Source organism: Variovorax sp. GW822-FHT04A09 (assembly GCF_058801005.1).
Genome location: NZ_JBXAMV010000001.1, coordinates 659953 through 685492, shown reverse-complemented (window position 1 = coordinate 685492; position 25540 = coordinate 659953). Strand labels below are relative to the sequence as shown.

Here is a 25540-nt window from a genome sequence, read left to right as displayed (position 1 = left end):
CTCAGTTTCATTTCGATACCCACCGCTAATCTGCGGCACAGGCAGCGACTTGAGGCACGGATGAAGGCATGAGCGATCTCGCCAGGACAACTTCTTATGTGGTCCCCTACGTGGTCCACGTCAAAGGCCAGAACTTCACTTTGAAGGACGTCATGGTGGCCGCGGACATCTATCGGCTGCGGATCGAGGAGCAGATCGGCGATCCGCTGCGGGTGGTGAAGTGCTTCCAGGCCTGGTCGAAGGAGCGCCACCACGGCATCGAGCACCTGAACCGGACCGAAGCCCGGCTGGCCCGGGAATGGCTCAATGCGCAGCACCAGGCCGACAAGGCCGCCCGGCAGCTGCTGAGCTCGCCGCAGACCCTCGGCTTCGACTTCAAGCTGCGGTAGGCGCCCTGCGCGGGTGCCCCCGGGTTCCTAGAATCCAGCGTCCGGCGACCCCGCGCCGGCCTTCGCGCCTTATCCGGAATAAGCAACCAACCGCCTCGCAACCCGCATGGATGCTGGTGAATAAGCTTATCCGCATAAGACGCGAACCAAAAAATAGTTTGTTTCCATAAGGCGGGCTTTCAGAATCCGGGGCTTCTTGCTGGGGCGCCCCGTTGTACGTGCGGCACCGCACTTCTTCAAGACACATACGCACGATGTACCAATACACAGAATTCGACCGCCAGTTCGTTCACCAACGCGCTGCCCAGTTCCGAGACCAGCTCGAGCGCTGGCAAAAGGGCCGCCTGCACGAGGACGAGTTCCGCCCCCTGCGCCTGCAAAACGGCTGGTACGTGCAGCGCTACGCGCCGATGCTGCGCGTGGCCGTGCCGTACGGCGAGCTGTCGAGCAAGCAGCTGCGCGTGCTGGCCCGCATCGCCCGCGAATACGACGAGCCCGAGGCCGAGGTCTACCGCAAGGCCATCGAGACCCAGGGCCTGCTCGGCAGCCACAAGCTGCCCACCCACTACGCCCACTTCACGACGCGCCAGAACGTCCAGTACAACTGGATTCCGCTGGCCAAATCGGCCGACGTGATGGACCTGCTGGCTTCGGTCGACATGCACGGCATCCAGACCAGCGGCAACTGCATCCGCAACATCACGAGCGACGAGCGCGCCGGCATTGCCGTCGACGAGATCGCCGACCCGCGCCCGTTCGCGGAAATCATGCGCCAGTGGAGCACGCTGCACCCCGAGTTCGCCTTCCTGCCGCGCAAGTTCAAGATCGCCATCACCGGCGCCACCGAAGACCGCGCCGCCACCGGCTGGCACGACGTGGGCCTGCACGTGGTGAAGAACGACGCCGGCGACATCGGTTTCCGCGTGCAGGTGGGCGGCGGCATGGGCCGCACGCCCATCATCGGCACCGTGCTGCGCGAGTTCCTGCCCTGGCAGCAGATCATGAATTACCTCGAAGCGGTGATCCGGGTCTACAACCGTTATGGCCGCCGCGACAACATCTACAAGGCGCGCATCAAGATCCTGGTGAAGGCCGAAGGCCAGCGCTACATCGACGACGTCGAAGCCGAGTACAAGCAGATCCTCGAGCACGACGGCGCACCGCACACCATCACGCAGGAAGAGTACGACCGCGTGGCCGCCTCCTTCGTGCCGCCCACGCTGGCCACCCGCGTGCTGCAAAGCGCCGAGAAGACCGACGCCGAGCTGCGCGCCTACGCCGCCGACGACGTGATGTTCGCGCGCTGGCTGGCCCGCAACGTCGACGCTCACAAGAACCCCGCGCTTCGCGCCGTCACGCTGTCGTTCAAGCGCCTGAAGCAGGCGCCCGGCGACGCCTCGGGCGACCAGCTCGACACCATCGCCGAGCTGGCCGACCGCTTCTCGGCCGGTGAAGCACGCGTGACGCACGACCAGAACGTGGTGCTGCCCTGGGTGCACGCCGAAGACCTGCACGCGCTGTGGCTCGCCGCCCGCGCCGCCGGTTTCGCCAGCGCCAACGTGCAGCTGCTGACCGACATGATCGCCTGCCCCGGCGGCGACTTCTGCGCGCTGGCCAACGCCCGCTCCATTCCCATCGCCGAAGCCATCACCGAGCGCTACCAGGACCTCGACGAGCTCGACGACCTGGGCGAGATCGACCTGCACATCAGTGGCTGCATCAACTCGTGCGGCCACCACCACAGCGGCCACATCGGCATCCTGGGCGTCGACAAGGACGGCAAGGAGTGGTACCAGGTCACCCTCGGCGGCTCCGACGGTTCCGCGCTCAGCGGCGCGCCGCAGGCCGGCAAGGTGGTCGGCCCCTCGTTCTCGGCGGCCGAAGTGCCGGGCGTGATCGAGGCCGTGCTCACCACGTACCGCGACACCCGTGAAAACGGCGAGACCTTCATCGACACCCTGCGCCGCGTGGGCCACGACCCGTTCAAGGCCGCAGCCAACGGTGCGCGATTCAAGGTGGAGGAAGCAGCATGAAGAAGACCCTGAACATCCTTTCGGCCGAAGAACACATCGACGACGGCGACCCGAAGGTCCTGCAACTGGCCAACGACGCCGACCCGCTCGCCATCGAGGTGTGCCTGGCCGACATCGAGCGCATCGACCTGAACTTTCCGAAGTTCACCGACGGCCGCGCCTACAGCCAGGCCTTCCTGCTGCGCCGCCGCCTCGGCTTCACGGGCGACATCCGCGCCACGGGCGACGTGCTGATCGACCAGCTGGTGCAGATGGAACGCACCGGTTTCTCCAGCGCCGTGCTCAAGGAAGGCGTGGACGCCTCCGACGCACAGCGCCAGTTCGACCGCTTCGCCACGTTCTACCAGGGCGATGCGGTGAAGACCGCGCCGCACTTCGTCGCCGGCGCCTGAGCAGACAAGAGAGCCCCATGAGCATCGCCACCGACATCGACTTTGCACGCATCAACACCGAACTCGGCCGCAACGCCGAGGGCCTGGTGGACTGGGCCGTCGGCCTGGGCCAGCCCGCGATCATCACCACCAACTTCCGCCCCTTCGAGGCCGTGATCCTGCACATGGTCACGCGCGCCAAGCGGGACGTGCCAGTGGTCTGGATGGACAACGGCTACAACACCGAGGCCACCTACCGTTTTGCCGACGAGGTGACGAAGCTCCTGGGCCTGGACTTGCACATCTACCTGCCGCGCCGCTCGCGCGCGCACCGCGAAGCGGTCGAAGGCCCCACGCCGGCGCTGGACGATCCGCGCCACGCGGCCTTCACTGAAGAAGTGAAGCTGGAGCCCTTTGCCCGCGCCCTGCGCGAGACCGCGCCCAAGGTCTGGTTCACCGCGCTGCGGGCCACCGACACGGCCGTGCGCGCGCAGATGGACCCGGTCAGCGTCAACCCGGACGGCCTGATCAAGGTCGCGCCGCTGCTGCACTGGTCGTCCAAGGACCTGTACGAATACTGCGAAGCCAACGGCCTGCCCAACAACTTCGACTACGTGGACCCGACCAAGGGCGAGGACAACCGCGAATGCGGGTTGCACCTGTCGCACTGAACGATCGCTCTCCGCCTCCAGGACCCATCCGATGAACGCCCGTACCGAAGCCGACCTGCTGCAGCCGCCCATGCATTCACCCGCGAACCTGTCCAACACGCACCTCGACGCGCTGGAAGAAGAAACCATTTTCATCCTGCGCGAAGTGGCTGCCGCCTTCGAGCGCCCCACCCTGCTGTTCTCGGGCGGCAAGGACTCGCTGGTGCTGCTCAAGTGCGCTGAAAAAGCCTTCGGCGTCGGCCGCATTCCCTACCCGCTGCTGATGATCGACACCGGCCACAACTTCCCCGAAGTGACGGCCTACCGCGACCAGCGCGCACAGGAGCTGGGCGCCGAACTCATCGTGCGCAGCGTCGAAGACTCGATGAAGCGCGGCACCGTGCGCCTGGCCCACCCCGGCGAGTCGCGCAACGCGCACCAGTCGGTGACGCTGCTCGAGGCGATCGAAGAATTCCGCTTCGATGCGCTGATCGGCGGCGCCCGCCGCGACGAGGAAAAGGCCCGCGCCAAGGAGCGCATCTTTTCGCACCGCGACAGCTTCGGCCAGTGGCAGCCCAAGGACCAGCGCCCCGAGCTGTGGACGCTGTTCAACACGCGCCTGGCCCCCGGCGAGCACTTCCGCGTGTTCCCGATCTCCAACTGGACCGAGCTCGACGTGTGGCAATACATCGAGCGCGAGAACGTCGGCCTGCCGTCGATCTACTACACGCACAAGCGTGAAGTGGTCGAGCGCCGCGGCCTGCTGGTGCCCGTGACCGAACTCACGCCGCCGCGCGACGGCGAGACCGTCCAGGTGCGCGACGTGCGCTTTCGCACCGTGGGCGACATCACGACCACCTGCCCGGTCGAGAGCCTGGCCGCAGGCGCGGGCGACGTGGTGCTGGAGACGCTGTCGGTCGACGTCAGCGAGCGCGGCGCCACGCGCATGGACGACATGACGTCCGAAGCTTCGATGGAAAAACGCAAGAAAGACGGTTACTTCTGATGAGCGCAACGATCGCAACCCCCGCCACGTCCGACGTCCACGGCGACACCGGCACCGCCCTGCGCTTCATCACCTGCGGCTCGGTCGATGACGGCAAGAGCACGCTCATCGGCCGCCTGCTGGTCGACAGCAAGACAGTGCTGCAGGACCAGCTGGCCGGCGTGCAGCGCGGCGGCGAGACCGACCTGGCCCTGCTGACCGACGGCCTCTCGGCCGAGCGCGAGCAAGGCATCACGATCGACGTGGCCTACCGCTACTTCTCGACCGCCAAGCGCAAGTTCATCATCGGCGACGCGCCGGGCCACGAGCAGTACACGCGCAACATGGTCACGGCCGTCTCGGCCGCCGACGCGGCCGTCGTGCTGGTCGATGCCACCAAGCTGGCCTGGGCCGCCGAGGTCGAAGACGGCACCGTGGTCAAGCGCGAGCTGCTGCCGCAGACGCGCCGCCACACGCTGCTCGCCAACCTGCTGCGCGTGCAGTCGATCGTGTTCGCCGTCAACAAGCTCGACGCCATCGACGACGCCGCGCTCGCCTTCGAACGCATCTCGACCGCGCTGAACGCCTTTGCCGAAGCGGCCGGCGTGAAGGTCGCTGCCATCGTGCCGATCTCGGCCCTCAAGGGCTGGAACGTGGCCACGCGCCATGCCGACTGGGTCGGCTACGAAGGCCCGAGCCTGCTCGAGCTGCTCGAAGACCTGCCCGTGACCGCGCAGGACGAAGCCGTGCCCTTCGCCTTCCCGGTGCAGTGGGTCGAGAAGTTCTCGGCCTCGGCCGACACCTCGCAAGGCCGCCGCGTGTTCTGGGGCCGCGTCGCCTCGGGCCATGTGGAGCCCGGCCAGCGCGTCACGGTGCTGCCCAGCAACCAGACCGCCACCGTGGCACAGGTGCTGAGCCACACACGCCAGCCGAAGACCGTGCATGCGGGCCACAGCGCCGGCATCGTGCTCGACCGCGAACTCGACGTGTCGCGCGGCGATTGGCTGCTGGCGCCCGAGGCCTTCGAGCCCGTGCGCGAGATCACCGCTACCGTGGCCTGGCTCGACGACGAGCCGCTGGTCGCGGGCCGCGTGTACTGGGCGCTGCAGGGCCACCGCTGGGTCAAGGCCAAGGTGGCGCGCATCGTCGATCGCGTGAACATCACCACCCTCGAATCCGAGCCGGCGACCCAGCTGGAGGCCAATTCCATCGGCGATGTGGTGCTCGCGCTGCAGCAGCCGCTGGCCGTCCTGCCCTTCGCCCAATCGCGTGCGCTGGGGTCGCTGGTGCTGGTCGATACGGCCTCTCATCGCACCTCCGCCGCCGTGCTCGTGCAGCCGCCCGCCGCAAAGGCCTAAAATCTAGGGTTTTCCAGCCCCTTCTCCTGACGCTAAAAGACAAATGACCCACGTCGTCTCCGAAGCCTGCATCCGTTGCAAATACACCGACTGCGTGGACGTTTGCCCCGTCGACTGTTTCCGCGAAGGTCCCAACATGCTGGTGATCGACCCGGATGAATGCATCGACTGCGCCGTCTGCATCCCCGAATGCCCGGTCAATGCGATCTACGCCGAGGAAGACCTGCCGGCCGACCAGATCGCCTTCATCAAGCTGAACGCCGAGCTGGCCCTGGCCGACGGCTGGAAGAGCATCACCAAGCGCAAGCCCGCCCTGCCTGAAGCCGAGGAGTGGAAGGACAAGACCGGCAAGATCTCGGAGCTCGTGCGCTGAGCCAGGCGCCCGCACCGATCGAGACCGACGCGCTGATCATCGGCGCCGGTCCGGTCGGCCTGTTCCAGGCCTTCCAGCTGGGCCTGCTCGAGATTTCCTGCCACATCGTCGATGCGCTGCCCGCCGCGGGCGGCCAGTGCGTGGCGCTGTACGGCCACAAGCCGATCTACGACATTCCCGGCACCCCGGTCACCAGCGGGCGCGATCTGGCGCAGTCGCTGCAGCAGCAGGTGGCGCCGTTCAAGCCGCAATTCCACTTCGGCGAGCAGGTTTCTACCCTGGCCCGCCAGGCCGACGACCGCCTGCTGCTGACCACCTCGGCCGGCACCGCCTTCCTTGCGAAGACCGTGTTCATCGCAGCCGGCGTCGGCGCCTTCGTGCCCAAGCGCATCACGGTCGACGGCATCGGGCAGTTCGAGGGTTCGACGCTGTTCTATCACCCCGATTCGCTCGACCGCTTCGCCGGCCAGACGGTCGTGGTCAATGGCGGCGACGACATCGCGCTGGAAACGGCCATCGCCCTCACGACGCTCGCGAAGCAGGTGACGCTGGTCCACCGTCGCGACGGCTTCCAGGCCGACGAGGCGAACGTGGCCGCCATGCGCGCCCTCGTGGCCGACGGCAAGCTGGCCTTCCGGGTCGGCCAGCCGAGCGCCTTCGATGGCCGGCAGCTGCAGATCACCACGCCCGATGCCACCACGGTCGACCTGCCGCTCGACGCGCTGGTCGCCTGCCTGGGCATTTCGCCGCGCCTGGGCCCCATCGCCGACTGGGGCCTCGAGCTGGAGCGCAAGCAGGTGCCCGTCGACACCGAGAAGTACGAAACCCGCGAGCCCGGTGTGTTCGCGGTGGGCGACATCAACACCTACCCGGGCAAGAAGAAGCTCATCGTCTGCGGCTTCCACGAGGCCACGCTGGCGGCCTGGGGCGCTGCCGCGCGGGTGTTCCCCGGCAAGGCGATCCCGCTGCAGTACACGACCACGAGCACACGCCTGCACGAGCTGCTGGGCGTGGCGGGCACTACCCCGCGCTGAGCAGCAGCGGCCGGTAGGCCTCGATGAAGCTGCCCACGGCGGCGACGTAGCGGTCGATATCCTGCGCCGACAACGGCAGCGAGAGCACGACGAATCCACGCGGCGAGGTGTAGATCCCCTCACTCAGCAGGTGGAAGAACAGCAGCTGCCGCAAGCGCCCATCCACCGCCGCCAGATCGGCCACGCGCCGCACCTCACCCCGCAGGAAATGCGCATTCATGAGCGAGCCCACGCCGGTGAACTGCATCGCGACGCCTTCGCGTTCGCACAGCGCATTGAGCCGTGACCGCATCGCCTCGCCGCGCTCGGCCAATGCCTCTGCCGCCTTCGGCGTGAACAGCTGCGTGAGGCCCGCATAGCCGGCCGCCATCGTCATCACGTTGTTGTTGAAGGTGCCCGAGTGCGCAAGCGCGCCGGTGCGCGGGTCGAACTGCGCCATCACGTCAGAGCGCCCACCGAAGGCGCCAAACGACATGCCGCCGCCGATGTACTTGCCCAGCGTCGTCAGGTCGGACCGGATACCCAGCCCGTTCGCCAGCCCGTGCGGCCCGAGCCGCGAGGTCATCACCTCGTCGAAGACCAGCAGCGCGCCGACCCGCGTGGCCCCGTCGCGCAACGCCTGAAGGAAGTCGCGCCGCCCCGGAATGCAGCCGCTCGCGCCCTGCATCGGCTCGACCAGGATGGCGGCGATGTCCGCGCCGTGCGCGTCGATCTGCGCGCGCGCCGTGTCCGCGTCGTTGTAGGGCAGCACGAGGAAGTCGAAGGGCACGGTCGTCGGCGACGGCTGGTCGCCGAAACCGAGCACGCCGCCGTGGTACCCGCCCGAGAACACGACGATCTTGCGCCGCCCCGTGAAGCGCAGCGCGGCCGTGAGCGCCATCAGGTTCGCCTCGGTGCCCGAATTGGTGAAGCGCAGTTGCTCGACCTGCGGGAAGCGCTCGCAGATCGTCTGCGCGAGCCGGCCTTCGAGCAGGTTGTGGCCCGTGAGGTTGATGCCGCCCTGCATCGCCTCGATAACGGCCTCGCGGATCTCGGGCGCCGAGTGGCCGTAGACGCCGGCCGTGTACTCGGCGATGAAGTCGGTGTAGCGATGGCCGTCCGCGTCCCAGAGCGCCGCGCCTTCGCCCTTGGCGATGGTGAGCGGGAACGGCGCGTAGAACAGCACCGAGCGGCTGTTGGCGCCGGGCATGTAGCGCGTCTGTGCCTCGAAGCGGCGCAGGCTTTCGGGGTTGCCGTCGGTGAAGCGTTGATGGGCCTGGGCCAGGGCCTGATCGATGGCGGTCGTCATGGGAGACATCCTTTGGGAGTGGAACGTGCCGGGAGCGCTTGGCCCGTTTAATTGATCAATGCTCAATTAATAATATTTATACAATCAATTCACCCGCTGCACAATGGCCGCATCCATGAAGAAAAAAGTCCCCGAGCCTCGCCCCCGGACAGCCGGCCGCCCTGCCGGCGGTGCGGCACTGTCGAAGCAGCGCATCGCCGAAGCCGCGTTGGCGCACATCGACGCCTTCGGCCTCGGCGCCTTCAGCATGCGAGAGATCGCGGCGCAGCTCGGCGTGTACCCGGCCACGGTGCACTGGCATGTCAGCACGCGCGAGGCCCTGCTCGCCGAAGTCGCCGCCACGGTCATGGCGCAGGTCACGCCGCCCAAGGGCACGCTCGCCTGGCAGGACTGGATCGCCGAGCTGTTCCACCGCTGTCGCGCCGCGGTGCGGCAGCACCCCAACGTGGCGCAACTGCTCGGGGCGCAGCTGGTGTCCAACGGCAGCCTGCCGACCGAACTGGTCGAAGGCGTGCTGGCGGCGCTGACCGAGGCCGGCTTCGACGGCGAGCCGCTGCGCGAGGCCTACAACTGCGTGATCGCCGCGATGCTGGGCTTCCTGACGATGGAGTTCTCGCCCCTGCCCGCCGACAACACGCAGGCCTGGGCCGAAGAGCTGCGCGAGCGCGTCCACACGATCCGCCCGCTCGACCATCCCGTGCTTTCGCGCCACCTGCCGCAGCTGGCCAACAAGGCCTTCATCCTGCGCTGGGACAACGGCACCACCGTGCCGCTCGACAGCAGTTTCGAGCGGCACATCCAGATCACGATCGACGGGTTGGAGGCTTTCGCGCGCAAGGTGGCTCAGGCCGGATCGAGCAGCTCGTAGAGCACCATCCGCGTCTGCCGCCCTCGCAGCTCGACCTGTTCCTCGATGCGCCGCGTGGCCAGACGCCCGCCCAGCCCTTCGAAGGTCGCTTCGGACATCAGCGTGCGCGTGCCCAGCTGCTTGTTGGTGCCCTCGATGCGGCTGGCCGCGTTGATCACGTCGCCCAGCGCGGTGTACGACAGCCGGTCGCTCGAGCCGAGCACCCCGGCGATCACGACGCCGGTGTGCATGCCGATGCGCGTGCGAAAGGGCTGCAGGCCCTCGGCCTGCCAGCGGCGGTTGAGGTCGGTCATCTCGGCGTGCAGTTCGAGCGAGGCCGCGCAGGCGCGGTACTCCGCGTCGGGCAGGTCGGTGGGCGCGCCCCACAGCACCATGATGCCGTCGCCCATGAACTTGTCGATCACGCCGCCGTGGCGCGCGAACACGCGGGTGGCGAGGTTGAAGTAGTCGGTCAGCTGCCGCATCAGCACATCGGCCGGCATCGATTCCGCGATGGCCGTGAATCCTTCCACGTCGGTGAACATCGCGGTGATGCGACGCGGCGACCCGTTGGGTTCGAGTGCGTGCCCTTCGGCGATGAGCTGGCGGATCACGTCCACCGGCACGAACTTGCGAAAGGCCTGCAGGCTGCGCGCGGATTCGTCCAGCGCCTGGTTCAGGTGCTGGATCTCGAGCACGCGGCTCGACTCGCGCGGCAGGTCGTCGAGCTCCAGCCGCCCGATGCGCCGCGCCGTGCGCGAGAGACTTTCGATGGGCGCGGTCACCAGCTTCGACAGGCGCAGCGAAATGAAGAGCGCGATCGCCAGGAACGCCAGCACCAGCAGCAGCGACCACAGCACGTTGCGATGCAGCGCACCCAGCAGCGCCTCTTCGGGCTCCCAGCTCACCAGATGCCAGTCGGTGGCCGGAATGCGCGAGGTCTGCACCTGGTAGTGCATGCCCTCGTGCACGAGCGCAAAAGCCATGTCCTCGGTCCAGCCGCGGCTGCCGTTGGCCAGCATGTGGGTGTGCAGCGCACCGAGCACGCCCTCGTCGGGGTCTTCGAGCACGCGCACGGAATGCGGGTTGTCGCTGCGCGCGATCACGTGGTGGTCGGCGCTCAACAGCGCGCTGTGGCCGTGGCCCGTGCCGCCGAACAGGCGCACGAGGTTGGAGAGATGCCCCAGCGATACGCTGGCGACCGCCACGATCGTCTGCGTGACGCCCTCCTCGTCCTGCCGTCGGCTCGGCCGCGCATGGCTCACGCCGAGTTCCTTCATCGAGGGCAGCACGAAGGGCGCGGTCCACACGGCGCGCTGCGCCTTCTCGGCCTGCGTGAACCAGTCCTGGTGCACCGGGTCGTCTTCGCTGCGAAAGGCCTCGATGCGCGTGGTCTCATAGCGCCGCCGCGGGTCTTCGTCGCCGTCGCTGTCGGGCGGCGACTTGTACTCCCAGGTCTCGGTGCTGAAGTCTTTCTCGCGCAGCACCTGCCTCACCACCGGCGCGGGGTGGCGCATGGCCATCAAGAAATGGCCGTCGTCGCTGCCCACGCCGATGCTGTCGATTTCGGGTGTCTGTTCCAGCGCGGCCCAGAGCAGCTCGGCGGTCTGCTCGCCGTCGTGGCCCGCCGGGTGCAGGTCGGGCGTGTGGGCGATGGCGCGCACCAGGCCCTCGGTCTTGGCCAGGAAGGCGAGGATGTTGTCCTCGACCCGGTCGTGGTTGACCTTGTGCGCCGACTCGCCCACCTTCGACACCAGCTTCTCCGCCCCCCAGTAGCCGAAGGCCACCAGCAGCAGCGACTGCAGCAGCGCGACCGCGCAGATGATGGTGCCGACGTCGACCCGGAAGCGCCTCAGCCGCGCGTGGGGTGCGGGCGATGAGGCCGGTGGTTCCGGGTGCTTGCGGTCGTCTGTCATGTGCGGGGAGCCTCCAGGGCATTCGAAGGCGCCCTCGTGGCGGAGATTCTCACCCGGGCCGGGGGCCAGCGGACCGGCGCATCACGGGTCGGCCGACATCTGGACGATGACCGGCCCGCTTGCCGCTACGCCGCAGTCTTTGAGAAGTCAGGGGCCCGCTTCTCAGCGAACGCCGTGAAGGCTTCGCGCGCTTCGGGACTCTGGAGGCGCTCCACGAACTGCGCGCCTTCGAGGTCCATCTGGGCTGCAACGGCCGCGCCCTGCTTCATCAGGCCCTTCGTCAGCTTCAACGAGCCCGCGGCACGGCTGGCGAGCAGCTCGGCAACCTTCTGCGCCTCGCCGTGCAGGTCCGACACAGGCACGACCCGGTTCGCGATGCCCCAGGCCAAGGCCTGCGCAGCGGACACCGGCAGGCCCAGCGCAAACATCTCGTAGGCACGAACGTGGCCGATGCGGGCCGGCAGCAGCAGGCTCGACGCCGCTTCGGGAACCAGCGCCAGGTTGACGAACGGCGTGGACAGCAGCGCATCCTCAGCCAGCACGACGAAGTCGCAGTGCAACAGCAAGGTGGTCCCCACGCCGACTGCGCGTCCGTTGACCGCCGCGATCAGCGGGCGTGTCGAACTCGCCAGTGCACGCAGGAAGCGAGCGACATGGCGTTCTTCGTTGTCGGCCTTGCCGGCAGCCACGGCAGCGAATTCGCCCAGGTCGTTGCCCGAGGTGAACATGCCGCCTTCGCCTCGCATCACGATGGCCCGCACGGACGGGTCGCTCTCGGCGCCTGCGATGGCATCGGCCAGGCGGCCATACATCGCATTGGTCAGTGCGTTCATCTTCTCCGGCCTGGCCAGCGTGAGGGTCAGGACACCCTGGGTGGATTCGACGGTCACGTATTCGGTCATAGGTTCTCCTGGTTGCCCGCTCGCACCGTGCGAGAGGGATGGTATTTAATTCGCATGCGAAGTATATGCTTCGCGTGCGAAATAAATACGGATAAGATGTAACCTGCCGCGCCTTCGCCCAGGCCACAGGAATCCGATGAAAGCTCAAAAAAAATACAGGCTGGTGTTTCTTCTGAACGTCGCCCAGCGGGCGGTGCAGCGCTGGAAAGAAACCCGCGGCGACGCCCTGCCCGCGCTGTCGGCAGCCCAGGCCGGCACGATGTTTTTCCTGTCGGCCAACGATGGCGCCCTGACGGGAGAAGTCGCGCAGGCACTGAACATCGGTGCCCCGGCCATGTCCGGCCTTGCCGCCCGGCTCGAAAAGGCCGGCTACCTGACCCGCGCGCAAGACCCGAACGACGGGCGCGCATTCCGCCTGTACCAGACCGAGGAAGGACGGCTTGCCGGACAGCGTGCAAAGGCCGGGCTCGGCGCGTTGAACGCACGGCTGACCCAGGGTTTCAGCGACGAAGAGATGGCAATCATCGGCCGGTGGCTCGAATCGGTGGTCGAGAATTTTTCCGCCGAAGGCGCGGGAAAGCACGAGGGATAGGCCCTCGGCCCCGGCACGCCATCGGTGCGGCGGGTGCAAGGCCCGCTGTGGCCGGATTCTTCCGTGCGCAGGAACTTTTCGGTGCGTCTGCGACACACGCGCCTAAAATGACATTTCGCTAGGGGTGCTGCACCGGTTTCGACCGGTGTGGCTGAGAAAGTCCCTTTGAACCTGACTGAGGTAATCCTCGCGCAGGGAAGCTGGTCCGGTGGCCTCTCACGTTCTCTCGCGTGACGGCCACGCCACTGGAGCCTCGCCCACCTGCCAAACCTTTTGCACTGGAGCAAAACGGATGGCACACGACCACGACAACGACAGTTCCGCTTCCGGCAACGAAGCGCTCACGCCCCTGCCCGCCTCCCGGCGCGTCTTCGGCTGGCACGACCACGCCTCGCTGTGGTTCAGCCTCGGCGTGGGGCTGCTGGTGATGCAGATCGGCGCCTACCTGGTGCCGGCCGTGGGCACGCGCGACGCGGCGCTGGCGATCGTGCTGGGTTCGCTGCTCGGCGCCGGGCTGCTGGCCTGGACCGCGCGGCTGGGCTGCGAAACCGGGCTGGCCAGCGCCGGCCTGATGCACGCCACCTACGGCAGCGCCTTCGCGCGGCTGCCGGTGCTGCTCAACATCGTGCAGCTGGTGGGCTGGACCACCTTCGAACTCGTGATCATGCGCGAGGGCACGCAGGCGATCGGGCAGCAGGCCTTCGGCGCCGCGCTGGGCACGGCCTGGGGCGGCGTGCTGACGACGCTGCTGTGGGGCGCGGTGCTGCTGGCGCTGCTGGCCGGCTCGATGGTGAAGCTGGTGCGCCGCTTCGTGAGCCGCTTCGGCCTGCCGCTGGTGGTGCTGTCGCTGCTGTGGCTCAGCTGGCAGTTCGCCACGCAGCTTCACGCCAAGGGCCTCGACGCCTTCTGGGCGCGGCCGGGCAACGGCAGCATGGGCATGTTCAGCGCGCTCGACCTCGTGATTGCGATGCCGGTGTCGTGGCTGCCGCTGGTGGCCGACTACGCGCGCCACGGCAAGCGCAGCGCGGCAGGCGGCCTGGGCAGCGCGTTCAGCGGCACCTGGATCGGCTACGCGCTCGCCAACATCTGGTGCTACGCACTGGGCGTGATGGTGGTGAGCGTGGCGGAGCCGGGCACCAGCCTCGTCATGGCGCTGCTGCTGGCGCAGGGCGGGCTGGTGGCGCTGGGCCTGATCCTCATCGACGAACTCGACAACGCCTATGGCGACGTGTACTCGGGCTCGGTGTCCACGCACAGCCTGCTGCCGCGCTGGAGCGTGAAGCGCTGGGGCCTGCTGCTGGCGGTGCTGTGCATCGGCCTCGCGCTGGTGCTGCCGATGCACACGCTCGAACCCTTCCTGCTGCTGCTGAGCTCGGTGTTCGTGCCGCTGTACGGCGTGATCCTGGGACGGCTGGGCAGCGGAAGTGCCGTGTCGGCGAACGGCACGCGCACCATCGACTGGGGCGCGGCGCTGATCTGGCTCGCGGGCATCGCGGCCTACCACGCGCTGGCCAAGTGGGCGCCGCAGTTCGGCTCGGCGCTGCCGACGCTGGCGGCGACCTTCGTGCTGGCCTGGCTCAGCCGGCCGACAGCGGCAAGCGGTGGGTCGGCACTGGCGCAAAGCCGTGGTTGAGCGGACCGTGGCCCGCGCCGACCAACACATCCGCACCGGCGCTCATCGCGCCGAGGATGTACGCGCGTGCGCGCTCGACCGCCTCGGGCAGCGCCAAACCCAATGCCAGGTGCGCGGCGATGGCCGACGAGAGCGTGCAGCCGGTGCCGTGCAGGTTGCGGCTGGCGATGCGTTGCGACGCGAGCCGCTTGCGCGCGCCGCTGCGCTCCAGCAGCACATCGACCACTTCGTCGCCCGGCAGATGGCCGCCCTTGAGCAGCACGGCCTTCGCGCCGAGCGCGAGCAATTCGTCGGCCGCGCCGTCGAGCGCGTCGATGCCGCCGATGGCGTGGCCGACCAGCAAGGCGGCTTCGTCGAGGTTGGGCGTGACCACCACGGCGCGCGGGAACAGCTCGCGCACCAGCACCTGCACGGTCTCGGCCGCGATCAGGCGGTCGCCGCTGGTGGCGATCATCACGGGGTCGAGCACCACGTTCTTCAGCTGGTAGCGGTCGATGGCCCAGGCCACGACTTCGACCACCTCGGGCGCGTGCAGCATGCCGAGCTTGACGGCGTCGACGCCGATGTCTTCCACCACGGCCTGGATCTGCGCCTTCAGGAAATCGGGCGGCACGCCGTGGATGCCCGAGACACCCACCGTGTTCTGCGCGGTGAGCGCGGTGATGGCCGTCATGCCGTAGCAGCCGAGGGCCGCGAAGGTCTTGAGGTCGGCCTGGATGCCGGCGCCGCCGCCGCTGTCCGAGCCGGCGATGGAGAGCACGCGTGCGTAGCGCTGGGTGGGTGCTTGGGTCATGTCGAAAATTATCGGCGAGCCGACGGAGGCGCCGCATGAGCGCAGTGCATCCCCTGCCTTTCGGCTCGGCGGCGATCCTCGGCGCGGGCCTGATGGGCCGCCTGCTCGCGGTCGAGCTGGCGCGCGCCGGCTGCCGCATCGACCTGTACGAAGCCGGCAGCCGCGAGGCCGAAGGCGCAGCCGCACGCGTGGCTGCGGCCATGCTCGCGCCGCTGGCCGAATCGGCCGTCGCGCCGGTGTCGGTCGTGCGCATGGGCCAGCATGCGCTGTCGCGCTGGCCCGAGCTGCTGGCGCCGCTGGCGCAGCCCGTGTTCTTCCAGCGCGAAGGCACGCTGGTGCTGTGGCACCGGCAGGACGCCGCCGAGGCCACGCGACTCGCGGGCGTGCTGGCGCGCACCGGTGCGCAGGTGCCCGAGCTGGCACCGATGCAGGCGCTCGACACGCCCGCCGCCATCGCCGCGCTGGAGCCCTCGCTGGGCACGCGCTTCGCCCGCGGCCTGTACCTGCCGGGCGAAGGGCAGCTCGACAACCGCGCACTGCTGGCGTCGCTGCGCGCCACGCTCGAAGCCGATGCGCACGTGACGCTGCACTGGCAGTCGCCGCGCGCGCCTTCCGACTTTTCGCCCGGCACGGCAGGCCAGCCCGACTGGGTGATCGACTGCCGCGGCCTCGGCGCCAAGCCGCAATGGAATGCGCTGCGCGGCGTGCGCGGCGAGGTGATCCGCGTGCATGCGCCCGAGGTCACGCTGCAGCGCCCCACGCGCCTGGTGCACCCACGCTACCCGCTGTACATCGCGCCCAAGCCCGACCACCTGTTCGTGATCGGCGCGACCGAGATCGAGTCGGACGACCTGTCGCCCGCCAGCGTGCGCTCCACGCTCGAGCTGCTGAGCGCGGCCTACGCGGTGCACAGCGGTTTTGCCGAAGCGCGCATCGTCGAGATCGCGACGCAATGCCGGCCCACGCTGCCCGACAACCTTCCTGCCATTCGCCAGCCGCAGCCGCGCGTGCTGCAGATCAACGGCCTGTACCGCCACGGTTTCATGATCGCGCCTGCCCTGCTCGATGCCGCGATGGAGCTGCTGGCGCATGGCCGCGCCACGCTCGCACACAGCTTCGGCATGGACGTGCCCGACGCATGACGAGGACAACGACGACCCCGATGAACATCCTGATCAACGACAAGCCCTGCACGCTGCCCGAGGGCGCGCTGCTCGCCGACGCGCTCGCCGCGCTGCAGGCCGTGCCGCCTTTCGCGGTGGCGGTGAACCGCGAGTTCGTGCCGCGCTCGGCCTATGCCACACACCCGCTGCACGCCGACGACCGCGTCGAGGTGATCCGCCCGGTGACCGGCGGCTGAACGACGCCACCAGAGACAAGACGATGGAGACGACAACCATGACCAATCCCGATCCCCTGGTCCTCTACGGCCAGACCTTCCACAGTCGCCTGCTGCTGGGCACCGCGCGCTACCCCTCGCCCGACGTGCTCGAGGCTGCTGTGCAACGCGCCCAACCCGCGATGCTGACCGCCTCGCTGCGCCGCCAGACCGCCAGCCAGGGCTCCGGCAACAGCGACCTCGGCAACGGCTTCTGGGAGCTGCTGCGCAAGCTGGCCGTGCCGGTGCTGCCCAACACCGCCGGCTGCCACAGCGTGCAGGAAGTGATCGCCACCGCGCAGATGGCGCGCGAGCTGTTCGACACGCCGTGGATCAAGCTCGAGCTCATCGGCGACGACTACACGCTGCAGCCCGACACGCTGAACCTCGTCGATGCGGCGTCGCAGCTGATCCGCGACGGCTTCCATGTGCTGCCCTACTGCACCGAAGACCTGGTGCTGTGCCAGCGCCTCGTCGATGTCGGCTGCCAGGCCGTGATGCCCTGGGCCGCGCCCATCGGCACCGGGCGCGGGCCGGTCAACCCGTATGCGCTGCGCCTGCTGCGCGAGCGGCTGAAGGTGCCGATGCTGGTCGACGCGGGCCTCGGCCTGCCCTCGCATGCGTGCCAGGTGATGGAGTGGGGCTACGACGGCGTGCTGCTCAACACCGCCGTCGCGCTCGCACAGGAGCCGGTCGCCATGGCCGGCGCGTTCGCCGATGCGGTGCAGGCCGGCCGCGCCGCCTACCGCGCCGGTGCGATGGCCGCGCAGGACGCCGCGCAGCCCAGCACGCCCGTGCTCGGCACACCCTTCTGGCACCACGCACCATGAACCCCATCGACACCATCAACGCCCGCGCCGTGGCGCAAGCCATCGTCGCGGCCCACGGCCTGCGCTTCGGCGCCGCCACGTCCACGGCCGTGAGCGCGCCGCGTTTTACCTCCGACGACGCCATCTATCGGGGCGCCAAACAGGCCTGCACCGCGCTCGGCTTCATCGAGATCGACGCCGAATGCCTCGCCCATGCGTGGCGCGCGCAGACCGAACGGCGCAGCCAGTTCGACGCGTCGGCATGGCCCGATGCGCCGGTCGATTTCGGCATGGGCCCGTTTCCGCCGACCGCGCGCGCCGACGCCTTTCCACCCTGCCCCGAACGGCTCGGCCTCTACGCCGTGCTGCCCGATGCGGCATGGGTCGGCCGCATGGCGCGCGCCGGCGTGCCGACGGTGCAGCTGCGCTTCAAGTCGGACGACGCCGAGGCCGTCGCGCGCGAAGTGCAGGCCGCCGTCGAAGCCGTGCGCGGCACCGGTGCGCTGCTGTTCATCAACGACCACTGGCAGGTCGCCATCGCGGCCGGCGCCTACGGCATCCACCTCGGGCAGGAAGACCTCGACGCGCTGTCGCCCGACGAGCTTCAACAGCTGCGCGCCTCGGGCCTGCGGCTCGGCGTGAGCACCCATGGCTATGCCGAGATGGTGCGCGCCGATGCGGTGAGCCCGAGCTACATCGCGATGGGCGCCATCTACCCGACCACGCTCAAGAAGATGGCGACCGCGCCGCAAGGCGTGGCGCGGCTCGCGGCTTACGCGCGGCTGCTGCGCGGCTACCCGCAGGTGGGCATCGGCGGCGTCGATGCCGTGCGGCTGCCCGAGGTGCTCGCCACCGGCGTCGGCTCGGTTGCCGTGGTGCGCGCGCTGGTGGCCGCCGACGATCCCGAGGCCACGGCCGCGCAATGGATGACGGCGATGCACGCCGCCCCCGGTTCCCCTGAACGCACAGAATGAACGCTCGACTTTTCTCGCACTCCCCGCTCTCGCGCGCGCTTGCCGCCGCCCTTCTCACTTTCAGTGCTTGCGGCGCGCATGCGCAATCGCAGGCCTTGCCCGAGGTCACCGTGAACGACGGCGCCGCCGCGCCGCAGGCCGAGATCAGCGGCTTCGGCGATGTGCCGCTGCGCGAGCTGCCGCTGTCGGCCACGATCATCGACAGCCAGCAGCTGCGCAGCAGCGGTGCACGCCGCCTCGCCGACCTGACGCAGTTCGATGCCTCGGTCACCGACGCCTACAACTCGGCCGGCTACTGGGACTACCTCACGGTGCGCGGCTTCGTGCTCGACAACCGCTTCAACTACCGTCGCGAAGGCCTGCCGATCAGCGCCGAGACGGCGATCCCGCTGGACAACAAGGAGCGCATCGAGATCCTGCGCGGCACCAGCGGCATCCAGGCCGGCACCAGCGCGCCGGGCGGGCTCGTCAACTACGTGGTCAAGCGCCCGACCGAGCAGGACCTGCGCACCATCCGCCTCGAAACCACCAGCCGCGGCAGCGTGCTGAGCGCGCTCGACGTCGGCGGGCGCTTCGGCGAGAACCGCCAGTTCGGCTACCGGCTCAACGTGGCCGGCGAAAACCTCAAGCCGCTGACCCACAACCTCGACGGCAACCGCAACCTGTTCTCGCTCGCGGCCGACTGGCGCATCACGCGCGACTCGGTGCTCGAATTCGAGATCGAGCAAAGCCGCAAGACACAGCCGAGCCAGAACGGCTACAGCCTGCTGGGCAGCGTGCTGCCCGCGCCGGTCGATCCACGCATCAACCTCAACAACCAGCCGTGGTCGCAACCCTCGGTGTTCAAGGCCTTGACCGGCACCGTGCGCTTCAGCCAGGCGCTGAATGCCGACTGGCGCTGGAGCGCGCAGATCGGCCAGCAGCGCCTGAAGACCGACGACCGGCTGGCCTACGCCTTCGGTTGCGGCGCCGAAGGCAACTACGACCGCTACTGTTCCGACGGCACCTTCGACGTGTACGACTTCCGCAGCGAGAACGAGCGCCGCACGCAGACCGCGGGCAGCCTGAACCTCAAGGGCAACGTGATGACGGGCAGCGTGCGGCACGAGCTGGGCTTCGGCCTGCTGCAAAGCCGCGTGCGCAACCGCTTCCAGGACCAGGCCTACAACTACGTCGGCACCGGCAACATCTGGGCCACCGCGATGACGCCGGCCGACCCGCGCCTGACCGACGCGAACACCAACCGCAACGAGCGCTCGACCGAGCTGTCGGTGCAGGACGCGATCCGCTGGAACGACCGCTTCACGACCTGGATCGGCGCGCGGCACACGCGGCTGTCGCGCGACAGCATCCGCACCGACGGCTCGCGCCCCACCGGCTACAGCGACAGCATCACCACGCCGTGGATCGCGGCCAGCTACGCGATCCAGCCCGGGCTGCTCGCTTATGCGAGCTGGGGCAAGGGCGTCGAATCGCAGGTCGTGCCGAACAAGAGCTCGCAGTACGCGAATGCGGGCGAGGCCCTGCCCGCGCTGCAATCGCGCCAATGGGAACTGGGCCTGAAGGGCGGCGACGCGGCGTTCAACTGGCAACTCGCGTGGTTCGACATCTCGCGCCCGATGACCAACCTCGACCTGTGCGGCGCGTCCTGCACGGTGCGCAACGACGGCCGCGCGGTGCATCGCGGCCTCGAAGCCGGCGCGCAATGGGCCGGCGGCCCGTGGCGCCTGGGCGGCAGCGTGGCACTCATCGACGCCAAGCGGCGCGGCAGCACGGCCGCGCCCGAGCTCAACGGACAGGCGCCCACCAACGTGCCCAAGCAGGTGCTGCGCGCGCAGGCTGCGTACCGCTTCGCGTCGGTGCCGGGCCTCGAACTCGCGGGACAGCTGTCGTACGAAGGCCGCCGCAACGTGCTGCCCGACGGCTCGATCCGGCTGCCGTCGTGGACGCGCCTGGATGCAGTGCTGCGCTACGACACCAAGCTGGCCGGCATGGCCACGAGCTGGACGCTGGCCGTCGACAACCTGTTCGATCGCCGCTACTGGAAGGAATCGCCCTACCAGTTCAGCCACGTCTACCTGTTCCCAGGTGCGCCGCGCACGCTGCGCCTGGGCGTGAGCATCGCGATGTGACGACATGAGTGGGGTGCTTCGTCTTCGTCATCGCGGCGTCGTTGCCACGAATTCGTTGCGCGGGCGCCGCGTTGTTTTGGAAGCCCCAAAAATCACGCTATAATCTAAGGCTTGTTCGTTCCTCGATAGCTCAGTTGGTAGAGCGCCGGACTGTTAATCCGTAGGTCCCTGGTTCGAGCCCAGGTCGAGGAGCCACAACAAAGCCGCAAGGCCTCTGGAAGGCCCGCTACTCACAAGGTAGCGGGCCTTTTCATTTGTGAGACGACCGTCGAACGAAGACGTGTGCCAAGCGATGGAAAGAAATCGCCCCAAGCACTTCGATTGGCAAAAATTGAGGGTCGCCGTTCAGAACGGCGATTCCATTGAATATAATTGAAGGCTTGTTCCTCGATAGCTCAGTTGGTAGAGCGCCGGACTGTTAATCCGTAGGTCCCTGGTTCGAGCCCAGGTCGAGGAGCCACCATTTGCTGAAGGCCCGTTACTCACAAGGTAACGGGCCTTTTCGCTTTGCGGCCCCTTTTGCTTTGGCGCCACATATCGGCCGCCACCTGCCTGCTCGCGGGCCTGTCCGACACGCAGGCCCCGCCCTGCGTGCAAAACTCCCTCTTTGTTAACGGCTTGTGCTGCCCTGCCCCGGGCAAACCCGTGCACGCGACGCGCCGCTCAGGCGTTGTTTGAGCTCAGTCATTCACAAATAACAACCATCAAGGGCATCACGATGAAACTCACAAGAATTCTTCTGGCCGCCGCCGTGGCCGCCGCCACCTTGCCCGCCGTGGCGCAGGTGTCCGTCAACATCAACGTGCCCGGCCTGATCCAGGTCGCGCCGCCTGCACCACGCTATGAACCCGCGCCACGGCCGCGCAGCGGCCAGGTCTGGGTGCCCGGCCATTGGCAGTGGAACGACCGCGCCTACGCATGGCGCCCCGGCTACTACGTGGCGGCCCGCCCCGACTACGCCTACGCCCCGGGCGGCTGGGTGCGCGCCGACGGCGGCTGGCGCTGGCGCGAAGGCGACTGGCGCCGCGCCGAGCGCCGTGAGGAACGCCGCGAAGACCGCCACCACCGCCGCCATGACCACGACCGCTACGACCATGACGACGACCACCGCGGTGGCGGTCACTGCCCGCCCGGCCAGGCGAAGAAGGGACGCTGCTGATAGCAGCAGCAGGAGCAGCTTGCGCGCCTGCTGACGCGCAAGCCCTCAGTTCACCGTCACCCTGAATCGCACGCTGCCCGTGCCGCCGGGCGCGAGTTGCCCGGTGAACTTCCAGTCCAATGGCCCCGTTCCGCCCGGCGCTTGTGCGGCCGCGCACGCCACGGCCGGCGCAGGCGATGCATTGGCCGGCGTGTGCTTCATGCATGCGGTCAGCGTCGCCGGGGTCGTGTCTTCCTGCGAGGCGACGAAGCTGGTGTAGACCGGCGTGACGTCGCTCACCGTCAGGCCGCTGATCGGCGTTGCGCCGTTGTTCGTGTAGGTGATGCGGTACTCGAGCGTCTCGCCCGACTTGGCTTCGTTGTTGAGCCCGAAATCGCCGTTCTTCGTCAGATTGCGCACTTCCTTCTTGAGCTCCAGCGCCGTGCTCGACACGGTCGTGGTGTCGAGCACGAGGTAGCTCGCGCTCAACGCAGGTGACGCGTTGGTGAACACGAAGCTCGCCTGCACCGAGCGCTTGTCGTTGTAGCCGGCGAGCGCGCCCGCCGGAATGAACTCCTGCACCACCACGCACAGGTTCTGCCCTGTCGTCACCAGCCTGGGCACCGCCGGTGGATAGAGCACCGCAGCGCCGGCCTGCAAGGCACCGGTGCAGCCCGGGTCTTCGTAGATTTTTGCGCTCCAGCCCTCGATCGCCGGCGTGGCCACCGCGCCGGCCACGCCGAAGCTCACCGTTCCGCCGGTCTGCGCCACGAAGGTGTGCGCGTGGCTCACGCTGCTGCCGGGCGAGCCGGTGCGGGCGCTGTCGGCGCCGAAGCGGTTGAGGGCCACGTCGCCGAAGTTCAGCTCGCCGACCCGGGCGTCGTTCCATGCAAAGGCGATGTGATCCGGCGCACCCGCGGCGGTGCGCGTGTAGGTGTAGGTCCGCCCGCCCACGGCCACGCCCGTGCCGGAAGGCAGCGGCGTGCTGCCGGCCGACGCCCCCGTGGACAGATGACCCGCCGGCGTGCTCTCTTCGACGCACAGCGGATCGCCGTTGGACGGCGACGAAGGCTGCGACGGCACCTCCAGGCGGTAGTGGCCCGAGCCGTCGGTCACTGCGGTGGACCACACGCCCGCCGCACAGTTGGTGAGTCGCATCCGCACGCCCGCCAGCCCCGCTTCGCCGCCGTTGGCCACGCCGTCGTTCGGCACGCCCGCACCGCTGCCGTTGTCGTTGAAGACGCGGCCGGTGACAGCATGCGCATCGCTGTTGACGAAGGTGCATTCAAGGTCCGCACCGGCCACCATCCACTCGGCAGGAATCTTCAGCACATTGCCGGCCAGCACCACCGGCGGCGCCGACGCGGCGGCCGCTGCGGCCGGCCTCGAACCGGACGCCCCGCGAATGGGCGACGGTGCGATGACGTCCTTCAGGTCGCGGCAGCTCGCGCTCACCGGGTTCACGGGCCAGCCAGCGGGCGACGTTTCGGTGATGGTGACCGGCACGCCCACCTTGCCGGTGATCGTCAGCGCACCGATACCCCGGCCCGGCGCGCTGACCGTGATGGTGTCGCGAGCCGCGCTCAAGCCCGACAGCGCAAAGTCGAAGCGATGGGTGCCGGAACCGCTGATCACTTCCTTGGCGATGCGAAGTTTCGGGTCCCCCAGGAGGACCGCGACCGGCCCCGTCGAGTCATCGCAGAGCGCTTCGTTCGGCAAGGTGGTGCAAAGCGGATCCCCACCACCGCTCAGGTTGATGGAGTTCGTACCACCCAGCGGCCCGACGGCCGTGGCGTCGACGTGCACAGGAATCTCGACAGAGAAGCCACCGGGCATGACACCCGCAGCCACGCTGCAGCGGACGACCATGGAGCCGGCGGGGGAACAACCGCTCAGGACACCCGTGGTAGTGATCGCAACCAGCACGGGCGGTCCAGCCAGTGTGATGCCCTTGGGCAAGACGTCTTCGAGCACGAGCGGCGCTGTGGTCGCTGCAAAATCCACAACGACGTCGACCACGTAGAGCTGCCCCGGCGCCCCGACAATCAATGGGTGGGGCCTCGAATACTTGAATCCCCGGATGCGCGGCCCAGCAACCGATGTGATTGTCGTGCTCGCGCATGGACCGACACCGTTGCACGCGGGGTCCCCGCCCCCCACGGCCGTTGCCGCGTTGATCACGCGCGGCCTCGCAGCCGGCAGAGGCGTCACCGGGATGACGAACGACGCGGACGTTGCCATGCCCGCAGGCACCGTGCACGTCACGACCTGCCCGGCCCTGCTGCACCCCGAAGGCAGCGTGCCGATCGTCAAGGAGACCGGGACGGTGTCGGTGATGACAGTGTTCGCCGTCGTCATCCCGGCATTGGTGCTGCTCAGTTTCAGCGTGTAGCTGGCCGGCTCGGCAATGATGAACTCCGCCACATCAGCGATCTTTTCGAGTTTCAGCGTCACTTGGGGCACCACGCGCGTGGCCGGCGTGCTCGCATCGCACGCCTCTGCTGGCGCCGTCGTACATGCGACATCCCCACCGCCGCTGAGATTCACCGTGTTTGTGCCGCCCGTTGCGCCCACGGCCGATGCGGCGACGTTCACAGGAATCCGTATTTCGAAGGTGCCGGGCGCGATGCCCGCCGCCACGCTGCAGTTGGTCGTGTTCGATCCCGAGGTCGGGCAACCACTCAGCACGCCGGTGGTGGTTCCCGCCACCAATGTCGGGCCCCCGCGCAGGGTGACACCCGGCGGCAAGGTGTCCATCACCGAGATCGGCACTGTGGTCGTACCGTTGGCCACGGTAACGAGCACAGCGTAGAACTGGTTGGGCGCCCCCACCACCAGCGGGCTGGCGCTGACCGTCTTGGTCGAGGTGATGACGGGCGGAGACGGAGGGGCCACCGGCGTGGTCACCGTGCTCGTGCACGCCCCCGTGCGGTTGCAAGTGGCGTCGCCCCCCCCCGATGCCGTGGCCGTGTTGGTCACGCTGGGCACGGCAGAAGGCAGGGGCGTCACCGGAATGACTAAGGACACGGACGATGTGAGCCCTGCAGGCACCAGGCAACCGATGTTCTGGCCTATTCGGCCGCACCCCGGAGGAAGCGCGCCGATGGTCAGCGAAGGCGGCACGTTGTCGTTCACCACCGTATCGGTAGTGGTCGCGCCACCCGTGTTCGTCAGTGTGAGTGTGTAGCTGGCAGGCTGGCCCACGACCCATGGGGCCGCGCTGGCTTCCTTCTTGAGCGCCAACCGGGGGTCTGACCCGATGAGGGGGTCTGGCACGAAGAAACACACCGCGTTGTCCGTCCCATTGGGCTGACCGCGGATTGGCTCGTTCGAGAGCGTGACGGAAGACACGGTTGTTCTCGAAACGAAAGCCCATGCAGAGGCCCCATTACCGAACGAGGTGGCGAGTTCCGCCCCCTCAAGATTGCCGTCTGCATCGATTTTTACCGGCGCAAGGGCCCTCAACTCTGTGGCCAATAGATCGGAGATAGGCGTCGTGACCTCCGCCGCAGTGAACGGATAGTGATTTCCGTTGACGGACACCACCATCTTCTCGCACCAAGCTTCGGAGCAGTTGAGCACGTAAGTGCGAACGCTCAGGTTCTTCACCGGCACAGAAAAGTTGAACGTACATGCCTCCCGCATGTCGAACTTTCCCAGCCGGAGATAGGTACCCCATGCGTACTTGTCCTTCGCCTCGCATGTGCCCTGCGTGGTGACAGCGACGCCCCCGTAGGTCCCGCTCTCCCCTAGACATACCTCTGCAGCCGTGGCCTGCGTGCCGATCAAGAGCGAGGTCAGTGCCAGAAAGGCGACGCCACGCAAGGCATGAAAGAAGTGCGCCACGCCTCTCGCAAGTGCCATCGCACGCGTCCGCACGGGTAGGCAGCGAAGCGCCGTCGCGCAGTGCATTGAATCTTTTTTTTGCATTTTCATTGGCCATTC

At 68.2% G+C, this 25540-nt stretch carries 22 protein-coding genes, 2 tRNA genes and 1 riboswitch; of the genes, 19 read left to right on the top strand and 5 right to left on the bottom strand.

The window, feature by feature from the left end:
- Positions 1–68 precede the first annotated feature (68 nt).
- The 8 genes from AC1RLW_RS02975 (at position 69) to AC1RLW_RS02940 (ending at position 7193) form a co-directional block, all read left to right on the top strand.
- A complete protein-coding gene (locus tag AC1RLW_RS02975; protein ID WP_139705889.1) occupies positions 69–389 on the top strand; it encodes a hypothetical protein in 321 nt (106 codons plus the stop codon).
- 254 nt (positions 390–643) lie between these two features.
- The gene (locus AC1RLW_RS02970) at positions 644–2422 is read left to right on the top strand and encodes a nitrite/sulfite reductase (protein WP_493192172.1); all 1779 of its coding nucleotides are present in this window, start codon (positions 644–646) and stop codon (positions 2420–2422) included.
- Positions 2419–2814, top strand: coding sequence for a DUF934 domain-containing protein (locus tag AC1RLW_RS02965; protein ID WP_062472499.1), 396 nt, complete (start codon positions 2419–2421; stop codon positions 2812–2814). The genes AC1RLW_RS02970 and AC1RLW_RS02965 overlap by 4 nt, the downstream gene beginning before the upstream one ends.
- Before the next feature lie 17 nt (positions 2815–2831).
- Entirely contained in the window at positions 2832–3464 is a 633-nt protein-coding gene (locus AC1RLW_RS02960; protein ID WP_062472497.1) for a phosphoadenosine phosphosulfate reductase domain-containing protein, read from the top strand.
- A gap of 31 nt (positions 3465–3495) precedes the next feature.
- A complete protein-coding gene (cysD, locus tag AC1RLW_RS02955) occupies positions 3496–4449 on the top strand; it encodes a sulfate adenylyltransferase subunit CysD (RefSeq protein WP_307588654.1) in 954 nt (317 codons plus the stop codon).
- Positions 4449–5786, top strand: coding sequence for a sulfate adenylyltransferase subunit 1 (locus AC1RLW_RS02950; protein ID WP_492683924.1), 1338 nt, complete (start codon positions 4449–4451; stop codon positions 5784–5786). Before cysD ends, AC1RLW_RS02950 begins: the two co-directional genes overlap by 1 nt.
- 43 nt (positions 5787–5829) lie before the next feature.
- Entirely contained in the window at positions 5830–6159 is a 330-nt protein-coding gene (gene fdxA, locus AC1RLW_RS02945; protein WP_062472491.1) for a ferredoxin FdxA, read from the top strand.
- Positions 6117–7193, top strand: coding sequence for an NAD(P)/FAD-dependent oxidoreductase (locus AC1RLW_RS02940; RefSeq protein ID WP_493192171.1), 1077 nt, complete (start codon positions 6117–6119; stop codon positions 7191–7193). The genes fdxA and AC1RLW_RS02940 overlap by 43 nt, the downstream gene beginning before the upstream one ends.
- Here AC1RLW_RS02940 and AC1RLW_RS02935 read toward each other — a convergent pair.
- Positions 7180–8481, bottom strand: a complete 1302-nt coding sequence (locus tag AC1RLW_RS02935) for an aspartate aminotransferase family protein (protein WP_493192170.1) — start codon at positions 8479–8481, stop codon at positions 7180–7182. The two genes, AC1RLW_RS02940 and AC1RLW_RS02935, sit on opposite strands and share 14 nt — an antisense overlap.
- A gap of 115 nt (positions 8482–8596) precedes the next feature.
- Between AC1RLW_RS02935 and AC1RLW_RS02930 the strand changes: the two genes are divergently transcribed.
- Entirely contained in the window at positions 8597–9349 is a 753-nt protein-coding gene (locus AC1RLW_RS02930) for a TetR/AcrR family transcriptional regulator (protein ID WP_493192169.1), read from the top strand.
- On the opposite strand, the gene AC1RLW_RS02925 is transcribed toward AC1RLW_RS02930, so the two are convergent.
- Together AC1RLW_RS02925 and AC1RLW_RS02920 are read right to left on the bottom strand one after the other, a co-directional pair.
- Positions 9325–9831 (bottom strand): adenylate/guanylate cyclase domain-containing protein, encoded by a 507-nt coding sequence (locus AC1RLW_RS02925; protein WP_493193048.1) that lies wholly within the window; start codon positions 9829–9831, stop codon positions 9325–9327. The genes AC1RLW_RS02930 and AC1RLW_RS02925 overlap by 25 nt on opposite strands.
- Positions 9832–11369: 1538 nt before the next feature.
- Positions 11370–12146: an enoyl-CoA hydratase gene (locus tag AC1RLW_RS02920; RefSeq protein WP_493192168.1), complete on the bottom strand. Its 777-nt coding sequence runs from the start codon at positions 12144–12146 to the stop codon at positions 11370–11372.
- 136 nt (positions 12147–12282) lie between these two features.
- Between AC1RLW_RS02920 and AC1RLW_RS02915 the strand changes: the two genes are divergently transcribed.
- Both AC1RLW_RS02915 and AC1RLW_RS02910 read left to right on the top strand, forming a co-directional pair.
- Positions 12283–12738: a MarR family winged helix-turn-helix transcriptional regulator gene (locus AC1RLW_RS02915; protein WP_493192167.1), complete on the top strand. Its 456-nt coding sequence runs from the start codon at positions 12283–12285 to the stop codon at positions 12736–12738.
- Positions 12739–12848: 110 nt separating this feature from the next.
- A riboswitch (TPP riboswitch) is annotated at positions 12849–12953 on the top strand.
- Between the two features lie 77 nt (positions 12954–13030).
- Complete coding sequence (locus AC1RLW_RS02910) at positions 13031–14371, top strand: purine-cytosine permease family protein (protein ID WP_493192166.1); 1341 nt, start codon at positions 13031–13033, stop codon at positions 14369–14371.
- On the opposite strand, the gene thiD is transcribed toward AC1RLW_RS02910, so the two are convergent.
- The gene (gene thiD / locus AC1RLW_RS02905; RefSeq protein ID WP_159271631.1) at positions 14316–15164 is read right to left on the bottom strand and encodes a bifunctional hydroxymethylpyrimidine kinase/phosphomethylpyrimidine kinase; all 849 of its coding nucleotides are present in this window, start codon (positions 15162–15164) and stop codon (positions 14316–14318) included. The two genes, AC1RLW_RS02910 and thiD, sit on opposite strands and share 56 nt — an antisense overlap.
- Before the next feature lie 35 nt (positions 15165–15199).
- On the opposite strand from thiD, the gene AC1RLW_RS02900 reads away from it, so the two are divergent.
- The 8 genes from AC1RLW_RS02900 to AC1RLW_RS02865 all read left to right on the top strand — a co-directional run bounded on the left by AC1RLW_RS02900 (position 15200) and on the right by AC1RLW_RS02865 (position 21616).
- Complete coding sequence (locus tag AC1RLW_RS02900; RefSeq protein ID WP_493192165.1) at positions 15200–16306, top strand: FAD-dependent oxidoreductase; 1107 nt, start codon at positions 15200–15202, stop codon at positions 16304–16306.
- A gap of 20 nt (positions 16307–16326) precedes the next feature.
- On the top strand, positions 16327–16524 hold the full coding sequence (gene thiS, locus AC1RLW_RS02895; RefSeq protein ID WP_493192164.1) for a sulfur carrier protein ThiS: 198 nt from the start codon (positions 16327–16329) through the stop codon (positions 16522–16524).
- A gap of 38 nt (positions 16525–16562) precedes the next feature.
- Complete coding sequence (locus AC1RLW_RS02890; RefSeq protein WP_062472459.1) at positions 16563–17372, top strand: thiazole synthase; 810 nt, start codon at positions 16563–16565, stop codon at positions 17370–17372.
- Positions 17369–18325, top strand: a complete 957-nt coding sequence (gene thiE, locus AC1RLW_RS02885) for a thiamine phosphate synthase (RefSeq protein ID WP_493192163.1) — start codon at positions 17369–17371, stop codon at positions 18323–18325. Before AC1RLW_RS02890 ends, thiE begins: the two co-directional genes overlap by 4 nt.
- Positions 18322–20457 carry a TonB-dependent siderophore receptor gene (locus AC1RLW_RS02880; RefSeq protein WP_493192162.1) on the top strand — a complete coding sequence of 712 codons (2136 nt, stop codon included), beginning with the start codon at positions 18322–18324 and terminating at the stop codon, positions 20455–20457. Before thiE ends, AC1RLW_RS02880 begins: the two co-directional genes overlap by 4 nt.
- Before the next feature lie 119 nt (positions 20458–20576).
- Positions 20577–20652: transfer RNA gene (locus tag AC1RLW_RS02875), tRNA-Asn, on the top strand.
- Positions 20653–20841: 189 nt separating this feature from the next.
- Positions 20842–20917: transfer RNA gene (locus AC1RLW_RS02870), tRNA-Asn, on the top strand.
- A gap of 258 nt (positions 20918–21175) precedes the next feature.
- The gene (locus tag AC1RLW_RS02865) at positions 21176–21616 is read left to right on the top strand and encodes a YXWGXW repeat-containing protein (RefSeq protein WP_062472450.1); all 441 of its coding nucleotides are present in this window, start codon (positions 21176–21178) and stop codon (positions 21614–21616) included.
- Between the two features lie 45 nt (positions 21617–21661).
- Here the strand turns inward: AC1RLW_RS02865 and AC1RLW_RS02860 are convergent, their stop codons facing one another.
- Positions 21662–25531, bottom strand: a complete 3870-nt coding sequence (locus AC1RLW_RS02860) for a prealbumin-like fold domain-containing protein (RefSeq protein ID WP_493192161.1) — start codon at positions 25529–25531, stop codon at positions 21662–21664.
- Positions 25532–25540 lie beyond the last annotated feature (9 nt).